Origin of the sequence: Picosynechococcus sp. PCC 73109 (genome assembly GCF_001521855.1) — a bacterium.
Lineage (GTDB): Bacteria > Cyanobacteriota > Cyanobacteriia > Cyanobacteriales > MRBY01 > MRBY01.
Window position 1 is genome coordinate 2,638,547 of sequence record NZ_CP013998.1, and the last position, 14,359, is coordinate 2,652,905.

General features: G+C 48.2%; 14 protein-coding genes. 7 read left to right on the forward strand and 7 right to left on the reverse strand.

Annotated features, from left to right (window positions below; genetic code table 11):
* Nucleotides 1-288: 288 nt before the first annotated feature.
* A complete protein-coding gene (locus AWQ23_RS12625) occupies nt 289-1,251 on the forward strand; it encodes a hypothetical protein (RefSeq protein ID WP_062435949.1) in 963 nt (320 codons plus the stop codon).
* On the opposite strand, the gene AWQ23_RS12630 is transcribed toward AWQ23_RS12625, so the two are convergent.
* On the reverse strand, nt 1,213-2,313 hold the full coding sequence (locus AWQ23_RS12630; RefSeq protein ID WP_062435951.1) for an IS4 family transposase: 1,101 nt from the start codon (nt 2,311-2,313) through the stop codon (nt 1,213-1,215). The two genes, AWQ23_RS12625 and AWQ23_RS12630, sit on opposite strands and share 39 nt — an antisense overlap.
* A 374-nt stretch (nt 2,314-2,687) precedes the next feature.
* Between AWQ23_RS12630 and AWQ23_RS12635 the strand changes: the two genes are divergently transcribed.
* Both AWQ23_RS12635 and psb27 read left to right on the forward strand, forming a co-directional pair.
* Nucleotides 2,688-3,176: a hypothetical protein gene (locus AWQ23_RS12635; protein ID WP_062435953.1), complete on the forward strand. Its 489-nt coding sequence runs from the start codon at nt 2,688-2,690 to the stop codon at nt 3,174-3,176.
* Nucleotides 3,148-3,687 carry a photosystem II protein Psb27 gene (gene psb27 / locus AWQ23_RS12640; RefSeq protein ID WP_071884935.1) on the forward strand — a complete coding sequence of 180 codons (540 nt, stop codon included), beginning with the start codon at nt 3,148-3,150 and terminating at the stop codon, nt 3,685-3,687. Before AWQ23_RS12635 ends, psb27 begins: the two co-directional genes overlap by 29 nt.
* Before the next feature lie 100 nt (nt 3,688-3,787).
* Here the strand turns inward: psb27 and AWQ23_RS12645 are convergent, their stop codons facing one another.
* Nucleotides 3,788-4,981, reverse strand: coding sequence for a response regulator (locus tag AWQ23_RS12645; RefSeq protein ID WP_062435955.1), 1,194 nt, complete (start codon nt 4,979-4,981; stop codon nt 3,788-3,790).
* A 120-nt stretch (nt 4,982-5,101) separates the two neighbouring features.
* Between AWQ23_RS12645 and AWQ23_RS12650 the strand changes: the two genes are divergently transcribed.
* On the forward strand, nt 5,102-5,419 hold the full coding sequence (locus AWQ23_RS12650; protein ID WP_012308130.1) for a hypothetical protein: 318 nt from the start codon (nt 5,102-5,104) through the stop codon (nt 5,417-5,419).
* A 130-nt stretch (nt 5,420-5,549) separates the two neighbouring features.
* Here the strand turns inward: AWQ23_RS12650 and gatB are convergent, their stop codons facing one another.
* From gatB to sppA, 3 genes are all read right to left on the reverse strand, one after another.
* The gene (gene gatB, locus AWQ23_RS12655) at nt 5,550-7,040 is read right to left on the reverse strand and encodes an Asp-tRNA(Asn)/Glu-tRNA(Gln) amidotransferase subunit GatB (RefSeq protein ID WP_062435957.1); all 1,491 of its coding nucleotides are present in this window, start codon (nt 7,038-7,040) and stop codon (nt 5,550-5,552) included.
* A gap of 75 nt (nt 7,041-7,115) precedes the next feature.
* Entirely contained in the window at nt 7,116-7,529 is a 414-nt protein-coding gene (gene aroH, locus AWQ23_RS12660; RefSeq protein ID WP_062435959.1) for a chorismate mutase, read from the reverse strand.
* A gap of 15 nt (nt 7,530-7,544) precedes the next feature.
* Nucleotides 7,545-8,363: a signal peptide peptidase SppA gene (sppA, locus tag AWQ23_RS12665; protein ID WP_012308133.1), complete on the reverse strand. Its 819-nt coding sequence runs from the start codon at nt 8,361-8,363 to the stop codon at nt 7,545-7,547.
* Nucleotides 8,364-8,605: 242 nt separating this feature from the next.
* On the opposite strand from sppA, the gene AWQ23_RS12670 reads away from it, so the two are divergent.
* Nucleotides 8,606-9,625, forward strand: coding sequence for a DMT family transporter (locus tag AWQ23_RS12670; protein WP_062435961.1), 1,020 nt, complete (start codon nt 8,606-8,608; stop codon nt 9,623-9,625).
* Here the strand turns inward: AWQ23_RS12670 and AWQ23_RS12675 are convergent.
* Complete coding sequence (locus tag AWQ23_RS12675; protein ID WP_062435963.1) at nt 9,622-10,257, reverse strand: alpha/beta hydrolase; 636 nt, start codon at nt 10,255-10,257, stop codon at nt 9,622-9,624. The two genes, AWQ23_RS12670 and AWQ23_RS12675, sit on opposite strands and share 4 nt — an antisense overlap.
* Nucleotides 10,258-10,352: 95 nt before the next feature.
* Nucleotides 10,353-11,537 carry an NAD(P)H-quinone oxidoreductase subunit H gene (locus AWQ23_RS12680; protein WP_012308136.1) on the reverse strand — a complete coding sequence of 395 codons (1,185 nt, stop codon included), beginning with the start codon at nt 11,535-11,537 and terminating at the stop codon, nt 10,353-10,355.
* Nucleotides 11,538-11,723: 186 nt separating this feature from the next.
* On the opposite strand from AWQ23_RS12680, the gene rnc reads away from it, so the two are divergent.
* Together rnc and AWQ23_RS12690 are read left to right on the forward strand one after the other, a co-directional pair.
* On the forward strand, nt 11,724-12,500 hold the full coding sequence (rnc, locus tag AWQ23_RS12685) for a ribonuclease III (RefSeq protein WP_062435965.1): 777 nt from the start codon (nt 11,724-11,726) through the stop codon (nt 12,498-12,500).
* Between the two features lie 128 nt (nt 12,501-12,628).
* Complete coding sequence (locus AWQ23_RS12690; RefSeq protein ID WP_062435967.1) at nt 12,629-14,350, forward strand: AarF/ABC1/UbiB kinase family protein; 1,722 nt, start codon at nt 12,629-12,631, stop codon at nt 14,348-14,350.
* The last annotated feature ends 9 nt before the right edge of the window (nt 14,351-14,359 follow it).

Genomic DNA, 14,359 nt, shown 5'->3' on the forward strand with positions numbered 1-14,359 from the left:
TCCGAATTTTTCCCTCTCTAGCCCTGATCAGGAAACCCATTGGTAGCCCGGTAAATCAGTCATACTTATCGCTTAAGACCATCGTGGGCCTTAAATGTTAAAGTGTTTTTTCTTTTTGAACTCTAAAATTCTGTATTACAATTAAGACTGTAAATTTTTACCCAAATATTTTTTAGTAAACTTTTGCTTCCATTCTTACGTAGACGTAACTTTACGAGACGATATCAAGTGACAAAAGTATTCTAGAAACTGAGGTAAAAACAGACTTTCTCGTGTGAGGAAAATATTATGAAGTCTAGCTTTTTCAACTCCAAGACCGTCAAACTCTCCCTAAGCTTAGCTTTTGCAGCTGGCTTGGTTGTTCCTGTTCAGCAAGCCAATGCTCAATCATTTGTCGACAATGCCCCTAACAGTGCCAGCATTGATCCTGATGGAGGCTTCGATGAAGTGATTGTTGATGCACAGAATGACATTTTTAGTGTTGATGCCGATGGTCTCAGTAACCCCGAATTTGTTATTGACAACGGAGCTGGATCAATCACTTTTGATCCAGACGACAATGGTCCTGGTGACAATGAGTTAATCATAACTGGCCCAACATCCACTTTCAATAATGATTTGGTCGTCAATGGTACCTCAACGTTAAATGGTGCTACGTCAGTTACGAATGGTGGATTGAGTGTTGTTGGCGGCACAACTACTGATTCATTAACTGTTAGCGGTAATTCAGATCTCAATGGAAATCTAGATGTGGATGGATTCACCCAGCTTGATGGACTCAATGTTGATGGTGTAACTACTCTTGACGCTACAACTGTCGATGGTCAATTTACTGTCAATGGCTTTTCTGACCTCAACGGCAGTGCAAACATCCAAAACAACTTGACTGTCCAAGATAATGTCACTATCCAAGATGATCTTACTGTTTGGGACGATACGACTTTGGGGAGTTCCTCTACAGATACCCTCAATGTTAATGCCGGTAATGTCTTTTTTAATAATCTCCCAAGTAGTAACTCTACAGATCTTCTTGTCATCGAGAGCGATGGTCGTGTTGGAGTAAACAACAACATCATTGATGATCTCAGATCCGGTATTGCTGCCACCATTGCAATGGATAATGCAGAAGCTGAACTTCGTCCTGGTCATCGTTTTGCTGTTGGTCTTGGTTTCGGGGTTTATGAAGACGAAACTGCGATTGGTACCTCTGGTCTAAGTACAGGACAAAAATTGTATGGGGTGAAACCCTGACCCAAGTAGAGGTTGGGTAGAAACGGTAAAAAAGCGACGTAATAAGTCAAAACCATAGCGAAACAAACTCCGCGCTCGACGGCCATGGGCCTTGATAATGCGAATCGGCCTCTGACTATGTCGCCATAAACCCGCTTTCATCGCCCAGACAAACGCAATGGCCAACAGAGCCAGCAGCTTCGACAAACGTCTCTTATCGATAAAATGAGTCGATTCCAAGCAAAAGCCACGGGTTTTGAGGGCTCCAAACAGAGTCTCAATCCCCCAACGCCGACGGTAATCTGTTAAAGCATTTTGAGGCTCATGGGCCGTGATGATAATCAGAAAATCATCATCCGTTTGCTTCGATTTTTGTTTCGAGTCAAGACGAGTAGCGATGACATAGACCAGACGACCCCAGACCCACCGTTTTCCCGGCAGGATTCTTGTCTCACCCATGGCCAATGACCGAAATAAGTGAGCTCCCGCAATCGCTGGTTGTCCTTTACCTTTGCTAATCTTGTCGGTCTGACGGATGCGCAGACGAAAGGGAATGGGCTTATCCAGCATCAGGTATGACAGCCAGGGCTTACCAATAAACTCTCGGTCCCCTGTAAGATAGGCAATTTCCGCATCGGGGAATAAGATTTCAAAACGCTCGAACAAATCCATGCGCTCTGTACTGTTGCTGTTGCCCTTCTTCTTCTCCAGCATTGTCCACATCAGTGGATAACCGATGCCTTCATGGACAACACCCAGCATCAAGATATTGAAATCCGTTGTTCCGAATGACCAGTTGGTGCGGTCAATACTCAGGACCCAAGGTTGCGGGATAGCCGCGATATTCATCACCATCTGGGCGATTTTATCCAGGTTGACCTCAAAGGACTTGAAGAATCGCTGCATGCGCTTGTAATTGGACTCCTCAGAGGCGTCACCTCCCCAGACTGTGGCGAGTTCGGCGAGATTGACGGTTTTCGCCCGGAATAATGCTATCAGGAACATCGCAACGAAGGAGAGTCTGGCTCCATGCCATCCAATATGGGGTCGCAATTGGTCGCGAATTTCGCTAATCTGACTCATGAGGGTTTGCTTGGTTATCTTCTAATTCCTATCAAACCCTCTCCCTCTATCCTTTTCAAGTTTTTGTCCTGTACTGAGACCTCTGGTAAGTTTCTCTTTACTGATCCCAACAGTACCGGAACCGCCGTTACTTTCAAAGCGAGCGCTGGTTTTGGTCTTACTACTGATAGCTTCGCTGCTGGTGCAGGTCTTGGCTTCAGTTTCTAAGAGCATAGTTAAAAACTAGGCCATAACTTAAGTGAAGTAACCACTCAAGCTCATATCTCTTATCAATCCTTATAGCCCTTGGTTCTCCTGATACTTGTTATCGGCGGAAACTGGGGCTATTGTTTTTGTCAATATTTTCAAAATTTATCGCAATGAAAAAGTTTTCAATGAAGCTTATCTCTAGTGTTACGGGACTTACGATCGCTGGATTATTTAACGTGATGCCCCTGGCCCCTGCCTATGCCCAGACAGAAACCCAGACAAATTTACGTCCTGCTGTACAGACTGAAGGCGATCGCCTTTTATTATTGTCTCTCCTTAAAAGCACATTAATTGCGGTTAATAATGCCAACCTCACCGGAAATTACAGTGTATTGAAAGAATTAGCCGCACCTGCTTTTCAAGCCCAATTTAGCCTAACAAATTTAGCCGATGTTTTTGCGCCAATGCGTCGTCGAGATTCAAACATTGCGGTGATCACCCAGCTGGAACCTGTTTTTTCTGAACAACCCACCCTTGATGAACAAGGTATTTTACGCATGAGAGGCGCATTTCCGACCAATCCCAATACCGCATTTAACCTTGCCTATGCCCAAATCGATGGTCGCTATCGCCTTGTCAGTCTTTATGTTGATATTTTGCCGGAAGAGCAATAATTTTCAAAACCTATACCAAACTGCAACGCAGACAAGGCTAAATTTTCGCGGTAGGATAACAGTTAGTTCTAAGCGTGCTTTTTTATACCGAAAAACTATGTTAAAGAAATTTTTATCTCGCCTTGTGGCGATCGCCCTGGTGATTATGGTGAGCGTAACCGGACTAACAGCCTGTAGCGGCACCAGCGCCAGTGGCCTAACCGGGAAATATGTAGATGATACTTTGCTCGTCGTCGAAAATCTGACTGAAGCCATTCAACTACCTGCCGATGCCCCTAACCGCAGCGAAGTGCAGGCAGCGGCCCGCTTGCAAATGAATGAATACATGTCCCGCTATCGTCGTGACCCGAAAACCTCTGGGTTGCGTTCTTTCACTACCATGCAAACTGCATTGAATGCTTTGGCTGGTTACTACAGTTCCTTTGGTAGTCGCCCTTTACCTGAAAAATTAAAAACACGTTTAGCGACAGAATTTGAAAAAGCCAATATTGCTGTGAAGCGTGGTATCTAATCTTTTAATTAAGCCTTACATTGTTGAACTAATATTTTGTAATCTCTCCTTGAAAAGCTTGGGGAGGTTTTTTTATTTCAGCAGGTCAAAAGCACTAATCCTAGCGGAGATATTTTTGTAGTGCTTTAAGTAATTCGTCTGGTGTACTTGTCTTTGAAATAAAGTCTGTGACCCCAGTTAAGCGCCCTTTAACGCGATCAAAAAGACGATTATTATCGGTCATGAGCAAGACTGGTGTTTGACGAAATAGTGATAGTTTTTTCAATTGGGTGCAAAATTCAAGGCCATTTGTGTTGCCATCAAGCTCTAGATCTAAAAGAATTAAGTTTGGTTTTTCTGTTAAGAGATCCGGCAGTGCCTTGGTGAGATCGGCGATCGCCAAATAACGATAACGCTGTTGCTTGAGGATTTGACGGAGGTGCTGATGTTGTTTGGAGTCTAAGCTTAGATAGGCGATGAGTGGCTGATTCTCAGCAATCACTGGCTTTGAAGCCGTCGGCTGGGGGGGAGCATTCGTCAGCGGTGACGACAGATCATCTAACATCTTGACATCAATAAACCCTAACTTCATGTAGGGCACCAAGAGTCGGGCGACCTGGGGCACATCCTGTTTGAGACGGATCGATAAATCCCAAAAGGTTCGCCGTCCTGTGACCAAACTTGTTAGTAACTGGTAATTGGCTTCCGAAGAGCGTGCCTGTAACAGATCTGGTTTAACAATAACAGGGGCAACCTGGGGCGACAGGTGGGCAATCTCTAGATTATTCCACCGTTCAAAGAGTCGCCAAGCTCGCAAAATACTTTGGGCTGGGTCAATTAAAATCAGCGGATCTTCCTGCTGCTCTGTGACGGGGTCGAAATGGTAGGTGACTTGCGTACTCTGGCTGACTTCAAAAAAAATCTCGGTGGCGATCGCCTCAATCATGCGACGAATTTGATCCCGCGTAATCCGTTGTTGCCCATGCCAAGTTTGAATCAAATCATATTCCCAATGCAGTTTAATCGCCTGGGATGTAATGGCCGATAAACCCTGTTGCAATAGTTGCGTATTGGCCGCGATGTGGGGCATTTGAGCCGTCAGATGACGCCGCCAACGCCGTACCGAGTGGGTTCCCCCCGAAGCATAGACCAGACGACCAAAATACAAGAAAAAAGACCATTGATGCGATCGCGGGTCCGTCAAGATCAAGCGACCCGTAAACTGGGGCATTTTGAGGGTCTGGAAAAGGGTTGTTTGCTTCGCTGCATCAAAATTGCGAATCGGAATTTCCGGGGGCAAGTTGGCATTTGTCATCGCATAACCCTTAAGCTTCAAAATAGAAACACCACTGCAATATTAATTGACAAACAAACCGCAGTGATTGCCTACACTAATACTCAATACTAAGTCATTTATTCTGTTCCTATCATCACCATGACACACCAAAGTACAGATTTTTCCCGTTTAGCCAAACACCTCGAAGCCTATACCCGTAAGTATGCCCATGAAGTGCTGCTACTTCACCTCGGCCACGGGGAAATAGAAGACCAAATTATTATTTTTAAAGGCTTTTCTAGTTCTTTGATGCAGCCAACAGACTATAATCCCGATAACCCAGTTCTAGCAGAAATGCCAATTCTCAGGATTGATCGTCTCCAAAGTCCCTACAATCCAAACCAGCCTATTTTCCTCGAACAAAATCTTTCCCTAGAACAGATGCAGCAATACCTGAGCGATGCCGACATCTGTTAAAGGCTAATTTCTCTAACCGACAAAAAAAGGAGAGCCACCTTGTGACTCCCCCAATCATCAGGGTGCATCTACTATCTTTAATATAGCCCAGTCTACCTGGGGGGACAATCCCCTCACCCCAAGAAAATTTCTAACCACGCAGTTTCTGGGCCAGGATTTGGTTGAGCAGTTTCGGATCAGCACGGCCGCTAGTTTTTTTCATCAGTTGCCCCACAAAAAAGCCTTGTAGCTTTGTTTTTCCGGTGCGGAATTGTTCTACTTTCTCAGGATTGGCAGCCAAAACTTCGTCTACCATGGCCTCTAGGGCACCTGTGTCTGAAATTTGGGTCAAGCCGCGACTATCAACAATTGCCTTGGGCGAACCGCCTTGCTCCAACAGTTCCGGGAGAATTTCTTTGGCAATTTTGCCGCTAATGGTGCCATCGTGAATTAAATTGACGAGTTCAGCTAATTGCGTTGCCTTTAGGGGAAGCTCAACAATCGTTAGACCGACATTTTTATTCAGGTGGGCAGCGATGTCTTGGGTCACCCAGTTGGTCACTTGTTTGGGATCTGCCCCAGCCGCCACAGCCGCTTCAAAGTATTCAGCTACGTCGCGGTCGTCGGTTAAAACCCTCGTGTCATAGGAAGACAGACCATACTCGGTTTCGTAGCGCTCTCGCTTTTGGGCGGGGGTTTCGGGGAGTTCGGCAGCCCATTTTTCTAGTTGTGCTGGGGTCACTTCAATGGGGGGCAGGTCTGGCTCTGGAAAATAACGGTAATCGCTGGAGCCTTCTTTTTTCCGCATACTAAAGGTGCGCTGGCTACTTTCATCCCAGAGGCGCGTTTCTTGGTAAATGGGTTCCCCTGTTTCGACGGCTTTGATTTGTCGCTCGATTTCGTAGTCGATCGCCTTTTGGATCGCACTGAAAGAGTTCATATTTTTGATTTCGACTTTGGTGCCGAATTCTTCTTGGCCGACAGGACGAATGGAAATATTTACGTCACAGCGGAGAGAGCCTTCTTGCATGTTGCCATCGCCGATGCCGAGATAGCGGACGAGGCGGCGCAATTCCTGGGCGTATTCAGCGGCTTCTTTGCCAGAACGAATATCGGGTTCTGAGACAATCTCCAGGAGCGGAATCCCGGTACGATTAAAATCCACTTTGGAATAGGTAGAACCCGCGAGGCGATCGCTCCCAGCATGGACTAATTTTCCGGCGTCTTCTTCCATGTGGAGGCGGGTCACGCCAATGGTTTTTTTGACGGGGGGGTCACTGGGTTTGTCGGCGATTTCAATTTCTAGGTGACCATGCTCAACAATGGGCAGATCGAATTGGGAGATTTGATAGTTTTTGGGTAGGTCAGGGTAAAAATATTGTTTCCGGTCAAATTTGCTGTAAGGGCTGATTTTTGCCTTGAGAGCCAGGCCCATTTTCACCGCCGATTCAAGCACTTTTTCGTTTAAAACGGGCAAAACTCCGGGATAGCCTAGGCAGACGGGACAAACGTTGCTGTTGGGGTCGCTGTCAAATTTAGTAGAACAATGACAAAAAATTTTGCTGGCGGTATTGAGCTGACAATGGGTTTCGAGCCCAATAATCGCTTCATACTCGGTTTTGCGGGGTGCTGCAACTGCCATAGGACTTTTTTATTTAGGAAACGTACAAAAATCAATAGCCTCTATTCTATCCTTGGCGGGCGGTGTTACTGGAGATTAACGGCTCGCAATTTGGGCGAGGTGCCAATCGGGGCGGAGGTTTTGGGCGTGGCGCAGGTAAGAATGGTAAATCTCCGCCTGGGGTTTGGGGGTATTGAGGTGAATTAAGACGCGAATACAACACTCCAGGCTCCCTTGGACAGCCATTTGCTGCACATCGAGGAGGGGCACATTATCCCAGTTGGGTCGTTGCCGGGCGATCGCCGCCGGAAAAATAGCGTCCAAATCGGCAGTGGCAGTGAACACCACACTGATAATTTCTTCGGGGTCTAGTTGGTTGCGGACTTCAATGTCATCGAGTAGTTCCCGCACCGCATCGGCGATCGCCTCCTTGGTATTGGCCGTTGCTGTAATTGCGCCTCGAATAGCCCGCACCTTCCAGTCCACGTTGGTTTCCTCCGCCTCAAGCATCAAAAATTTTCGAAATTAGGGTCGATAGAGCCACAGGGGTTGTCCCGCCGTTGCCAGTTCAAATTCTACCCAATTAAGGGCGTTCCCCACGGGCGAACTCAGTTGATTGCGACTCAAAAGGCGAGTAATCAGGGGTTTGGGTTCCTCAATGGTGCGACATTCTGCCTTATCTGGATCTAAGCCCGCTAATTTTGCGGCCCAAATGCGTGCATCTTCTTCGGTGCCGAGACGATCAACGACACCAAGTTCCTGCGCTTGCTCTCCGGTAAAAATGCGACCATCGGCAAAGGTTTTCACTGTTTCTACATCCAGATTGCGGGCCTCGGCGACGGTTTTGACAAATTGGCCATAGCTGACGTCGATCATTTCCTGGAGAATATTTTCTTCCGCCTCGGTCAACTCCCGGTCAAAGGACAAAATATCCTTGTAGGGGCCAGACTTAATCACCTTAAAAGAGACACCAACCTTTTCGAGGAGCCGCTCTAGGTTATTGCCCCGCAAAATAACGCCGATGCTGCCTGTAATTGTCCCTGGATTTGCAACGATGTGCTGCGCTCCCATGCCGATGTAAACGCCCCCGGAAGCCGAAATATTGCCGAAGCTGGCGACAATCTTTGTTTTTTCCTGGAGTTTTTTGAGGGCGTAATAAATTTCTTGGGAGTCGCCCACGGTGCCCCCAGGGGAATCGATCCGCAACAGCAGGGCCGGATATTTTTTCTCTTCGACTTCTTCGAGGGCTTTCAGGACTCGTTTTCGGGTATCAGCGGCGATCGCCCCGGTGATTTCAATACGCGCAACTTGTTTACGGGTTTTCGGAGGAAACGGCCACACCATAGGGATTTGTCAAAAATAAATAATGAAATGTTAGCAGGCCCTGCAGATTAGACGTTGAGGGCACTAATCCCCTATGCTAACTGATCCGCTGGGTTTTACCGTGGTTTTTTCGGCGGTAGTGGGCAAGTTTTGGGGGCCAGTGGCGGGGGGACTGTACGGGAAAGAACAACAAAAATTATAAATTTCCCCTATGCTTAACATTACTACACATTACCGCGAGTCTTTATAGTTGCCCTGAATTTATGGCCCTCAATCTCTCGAAGTCGAACTTTAGTCAATTTCCCTTGGTACTGATTGCGCCCTTTTTCCTGTGGGGTACGGCCATGGTCGCAATGAAGGGCGTGATCCCCCAAACCACACCTCTTTTTCTAGGAGGGTTGCGCTTAGTGCCAGCGGGATTATTGGTGTTGCTGTTCGGACTCCTATCGGGACGCGATCGCCACATTTCTTGGCAGGGTTGGCTCTGGATTGGCCTCTTTGCCCTAGTCGATGGCCTCATGTTCCAGGGCTTTTTAGCAGAGGGACTCGTGAAAACAGGAGCAGGATTGGGTTCCGTGATGATTGATTCGCAACCCCTCGCCGTGGCCCTTTTATCCAGCTGGCTATTTGGGGAAGTGATCGGCCTCTGGGGTTGGCTAGGGTTAGGTTTTGGGATTTTGGGGATTAGCTTAATTGGCATTCCTGATGCGTGGATTTTGGCGCTGTTCCAGGGAGATCTTTCTTTTTTTCAGTGGGAAAACCTGGGGATCAGTGGTGAAGTGTTGATGCTGGGAGCTTCCCTATCGATGGCAGTGGGCACGATTTTGATCCGTTATGTCAGTCGCCATGCGGATCCGGTGATGGCAACGGGCTGGCACATGATTCTCGGCGGCATTCCACTTTTTATCGCTTCGGATCAACTAGAAACCCTGCAATGGCAATTTATTAGCACGTCAGGCTGGTGGGCCTTGGCCTATGCAACGATTTTTGGCAGTGCGATCGCCTATGGTTTATTTTTCTACCTGGCGTCCGAGGGGAATTTAACCAGTCTTAGCGCCCTGACGTTCCTCACCCCTGTTTTTGCTCTAATTTTCGGCAATGTCCTCCTCAACGAAAAATTGAGTCCCCTGCAATGGGTTGGGGTGGGCTTGACCCTGGTGAGCATTTATTTAATTAACCAACGGGAAAAAATTGCCGCTTGGTTTTCCCAAACTGAAGCTGTAGCAGGGGTAGGCACGCCCCAGGACAGTAAAATTCCCGTCGAAAGCAGTAAACAAAATTAGGTTTCCTTCTGAAGCAAATGCTGGTTTAGAAACTGAGATATTCGGGCCAAGGCGATCGCCGGAATTTCGTGGCCCCCAGAAAATTCAAAATAGTCGAGGGGGACGCCCACTTGATCCAGTTGGGTTTTGGCTTGGTGGGCTGCTTGGATCGGCACCACGGGATCTTGGGTGCCGTGAATTAGTAACGTCGGCGAAAAATCCCCTGGCCGTCTTTGGGGTTCGTAATGGAGATAGCCGCTGCAACTACAAAGGGCCGCAAAATTGAACTGTAAACCGACATCGAGAGTCATCGCGCCTCCCTGGGAAAAGCCAATCATCGCGGTTCGTTCCGGAGGAATGCCCGTATTTTCTGGTAGGATTTGCAGCCACTGAAAAAGGCGATCGCGCGCCTCTGGCAAACCCTGAAAATCTTCCCGTTCCAGGGCATACCAAGCCCGCCCCTGGGGACTTTGGAAATGGGGAAAAGGTGCATTGGGGAAAAGAAAGTGACAGTGGGGAAGATCCAGCATCCGGGCCAAGGGCTTGAGGTCATGGTAGTTGGCCCCCCAACCGTGGAGCATCACCACCAAATATTGCGCGGTCTCCGGTGGGCAGTTGGCAAATTCTAAACTTTCTAACGGGGCGATCGCCATTTTTTTTCGTTCTCCAAATTTTCAAAACTATTAAATACCGCAAACAAAAAAAGAGAGCCGCCATAGCCCTCTTTCACATTTCTCACTCAGAACAATTAACGGTCAACGGAACCCATAATCACGTCAATGCTACCGAGAATTGCCATAATGTCCGCCACTTTCACGCCCTTTAGCAGGTGGGGCAAGATTTGGAGGTTATTGAAGTCCGCCGAACGAATTTTCCAGCGCCAGGGGAACACATTGTTATTGCCCTGGATGAAAATTCCCACTTCGCCTTTGCCACTTTCGAGACGGACATAATGTTCACCGTCAGGAATTTTAAAGGTCGGCGCAACTTTTTTCGCGATGTATTGGTAATCGAAGTCGTTCCATTCGGATTTTTTCCCTTCTAACATCCGCTTGGCTTCGAGGTTTTCGTAGGCACCACCGGGCATTCCTTTCAGGGCTTGGCGAATAATTTTCACTGACTCGCGCATTTCCCGGATCCGCACCAGATAACGGGCAAAGCAGTCCCCTGCAGTTTCCCACTGCACATCCCAGTCAAAATCGTCATAGCATTCGTAGTGGTCTACTTTGCGCAGATCCCACTTCACCCCAGAAGCCCGCAGCATCGGCCCTGACAAACTCCAGTTGATCGCTTCATCGCGGGTGATCGTGCCGACCCCTTCTACCCGGCGGCGGAAAATGGGGTTATTGGTGATTAGTTTTTCGTATTCATCGACTTTGGGATCGAAATAATCGCAAAAATCTAAACATTTATCGTTCCAACCGTAGGGCAGATCGACGGCTACACCACCAATGCGGAAATAGTTGTTGTTGATTAGGCGCATTCCGGTGGCGGCTTCCCACAGGTCATAGATCATTTCCCGTTCCCGGAAGATGTAGAAGAAAGGCGTCTGGGCACCGACATCCGCGAGGAAGGGGCCAAGCCAAAGGAGGTGATTGGCAATGCGGTTCAGCTCCAGCATGATCACGCGGATATATTGGGCGCGCTTCGGCACTTCGATATCGGCGAGTTTTTCGGGGGCATTAACGGTGATCGCTTCGTTAAACATCCCTGCGGCGTAGTCCCAACGACTCACATAGGGGACATACATGACATTGGTGCGATTTTCGGCAATTTTTTCCATACCCCGGTGCAGATAGCCGATGACGGGTTCGCAATCAACGACGTCTTCCCCGTCAAGGGTGACGATCAAGCGTAATACGCCGTGCATGGAGGGGTGGTGAGGCCCCATGTTAATCACCATAGGTTCGGTACGAGTTTCAATTCTTGTCATGGATCCGCAGGTCTTCCGTTATGCTTATTTAAATTAAATCTGGTGATGGGGTGAGATGGTTTGTTTGTGCATTGCGTTTTTCCAATCTCCTGAATCACCGTTGCTTATGAGTTGCAGTGATTGGCTTTTAGATGGTTTGACGCTAGGTTTATTTACTCTCTGAACATTATAAAGTTTCGCTTAACCATGACAAGCTTGCCTCCCTTTCGGCGATCGCCTCTTCTGTTACAGGCGTTGACCCACCGCTCCTTTGCCAACGAACAACCAGAGACAATCCAAGACAATGAGCGCCTGGAATTTTTAGGCGATGCGGTGCTCAAGTTCATCATGGGAAAGCTGCTGTATGAGCGTTATCCTGACTTTCAGGAAGGGGAACTGAGCCGACTGCGGGCCAGTTTAGAAAATAATCGCCACCAACTGGCTGAATTTGCCCAGGCCTTGGGTCTCGATCAGATCTTGCGCCTCGGCAAAGGGGCCGAAAAGGAAGGGGCCAGGCAAAACCCAGAAATTTTAAGTAATACCTTTGAGGCGGTCGTCGGGGCTTACTTTCTAGATGCGGGGATTGAAGCGGCGATCGCTTTTGTTGAAACCTTAGTCATTCCCGTGGCCGATCGCCTCGTGCAACAACCAAGTGATCCCCTCGCCCAAAATTTCAAAGGCCAATTGCAGGAGTGGGCCTTAGCAAACCACGGTGAAATCCCGAAATACAAAACCCTAGATGAATCCGGGGCCGACCATGCAAAAACTTTTACGGTGGCGGTTTATCTCCAAGGACAGGAATGGGGCCGGGGTCAAGCGGCCTCGAAGAAGCAAGCCCAAAAAGCTGCAGCCCAGGTTGCTTTACAAAAATTAACCCCTTCATCAGTGCCCACCGAGCCGTCTCCTAAACCACCTGCAACAGATGATCGTTTTGCCCTCCTCCAAGCCCTTGCCACCCAAATCACCCCGCGCCAATCCCCTTAATTGGGCGAGAAAATGGCTGTGCTTGATCCCCGATGCAGACTTGGTTTGGTGTCGCTGCGAAAAATTTCGATACAATATAGTGTGATTTACTTTACAAAACCACACAATTCATTGACGGCGAAACCACTGTGACCCAGTATCCTTCCGTTGCCCCCGACCACAAACTTGGTTCTACCACCTTGACCCGCTATGACGCCAAGGCGATCGCCAAACATTACCGTTGGCGACCCTGGCAATCCCTGTGGCGGGCCTTTACGATTATTTGGTTATTTGGGTGGTTTTCCTTCAAATTGTGGCTAGATAGTAAACGCGAAGAAGACCCCGAAACCCGGGCCCGTCGCGCCAATGAACTGCGTGAAATTCTAACCCGCTTGGGGCCGACATTTATCAAAGTGGGGCAAGCCCTTTCAACCCGGCCAGACTTGATTCGTCCCGACTTTCTCGAAGAATTAATCAAGCTCCAGGATCAACTGCCTTCTTTTGATAATGAGATTGCCTTTGCGATTATTGAAAAAGATCTCGGTCGTCCCGTCGATGACATTTACCAAGAAATTTCCCCCCATCCCGTCGCGGCAGCCAGCCTCGCCCAGGTCTATCGGGCACGTTTGTATAGTGGCGAAGAAGTTGCCGTTAAGGTACAACGTCCCAAATTACTCCCGCTGCTGACCCTTGATTTGTACCTGATGCGTCTAGGGGCAAGCCTGTTTGCCCCCTATCTTCCGCTCAACTTGGGCCATGACTTGACGTTAATTGTTGATGAATTTGGCACCAAGCTTTTTGAAGAAATTGATTACATTAACGAAGGTCGCAACGCCGAGAAATTTGCCGCTAATTTTCGCGACGATCCCACCGTTAAAGTCCCTGCCATTTATTGGGAATATACAAGCCATCGCCTTCTCACTCTGGAATGGATTCAAGGTTATAAGCTCAACGAATTAGACCGCATCCGCGCCGCTGGCCTAGACCCTGACAAAATTATTGAAATTGGCGTAACCACGGGACTGCGACAATTGCTTGAACATGGTTTCTTCCATGCTGATCCCCACCCAGGTAATCTGTTTGCCACCCTTGACGGACGCATGGCCTACATTGATTTCGGCATGATGGATCAGTTGGATAACACCACCAAAGAGACCATTGCTAGTTCCGTTGTCCAGCTGATTAATCAGGATTATCAAACTCTGGCGAAGGATTTTGTGGAATTGGGTTTCCTCGCCCCTAAAACAGATATCCGTCCGATTATTCCGGCCCTAGAAAAAGTATTGGGGAAAGCGGTGGGGGAAAGTGTTGGTGATTTTAACTTTAAGACGATTACCGATGAATTTTCGGCGCTGATGTACGAATATCCGTTCCGGGTGCCGGCCAAGTTTGCGCTGATTATTCGCTCCCTTGTGACCCAGGAGGGATTGGCCCTAAGTCTGAATCCGGATTTCAAGATCGTCGAAATTTCCTATCCTTATGTTTCCCGACGCTTGCTAACCGCCGAAACCCCAGAGCTACGCCGCAAGCTTCTAGAAGTACTCTTTAAAGACGGCAAGTTCCAATGGCATCGCCTCGAAAATATGTTGGCGATCGCCCAGGCCGATAATCAGTTTGATATTTTACCCACGGCCCAAATGGGTTTCCAGTATCTAATGTCCGAAGAGGGTGCAGAAATTCGGCGGATGATCCTCCTGGCCTTAACGGAAGACGATCGACTCCACACCGAAGAAGTACAACGACTCTGGGCGCTTCTGAAAGACGAATTTCAACCCCAAAAATTACTGGGGGCCGCCTGGTCAAACCTCCGCCAATTTTCCGGTGAGCGTTTAACGTCTGTTTTGCCGAGTTTCGCCCAATCTCGGTCATAATGAAGGCTA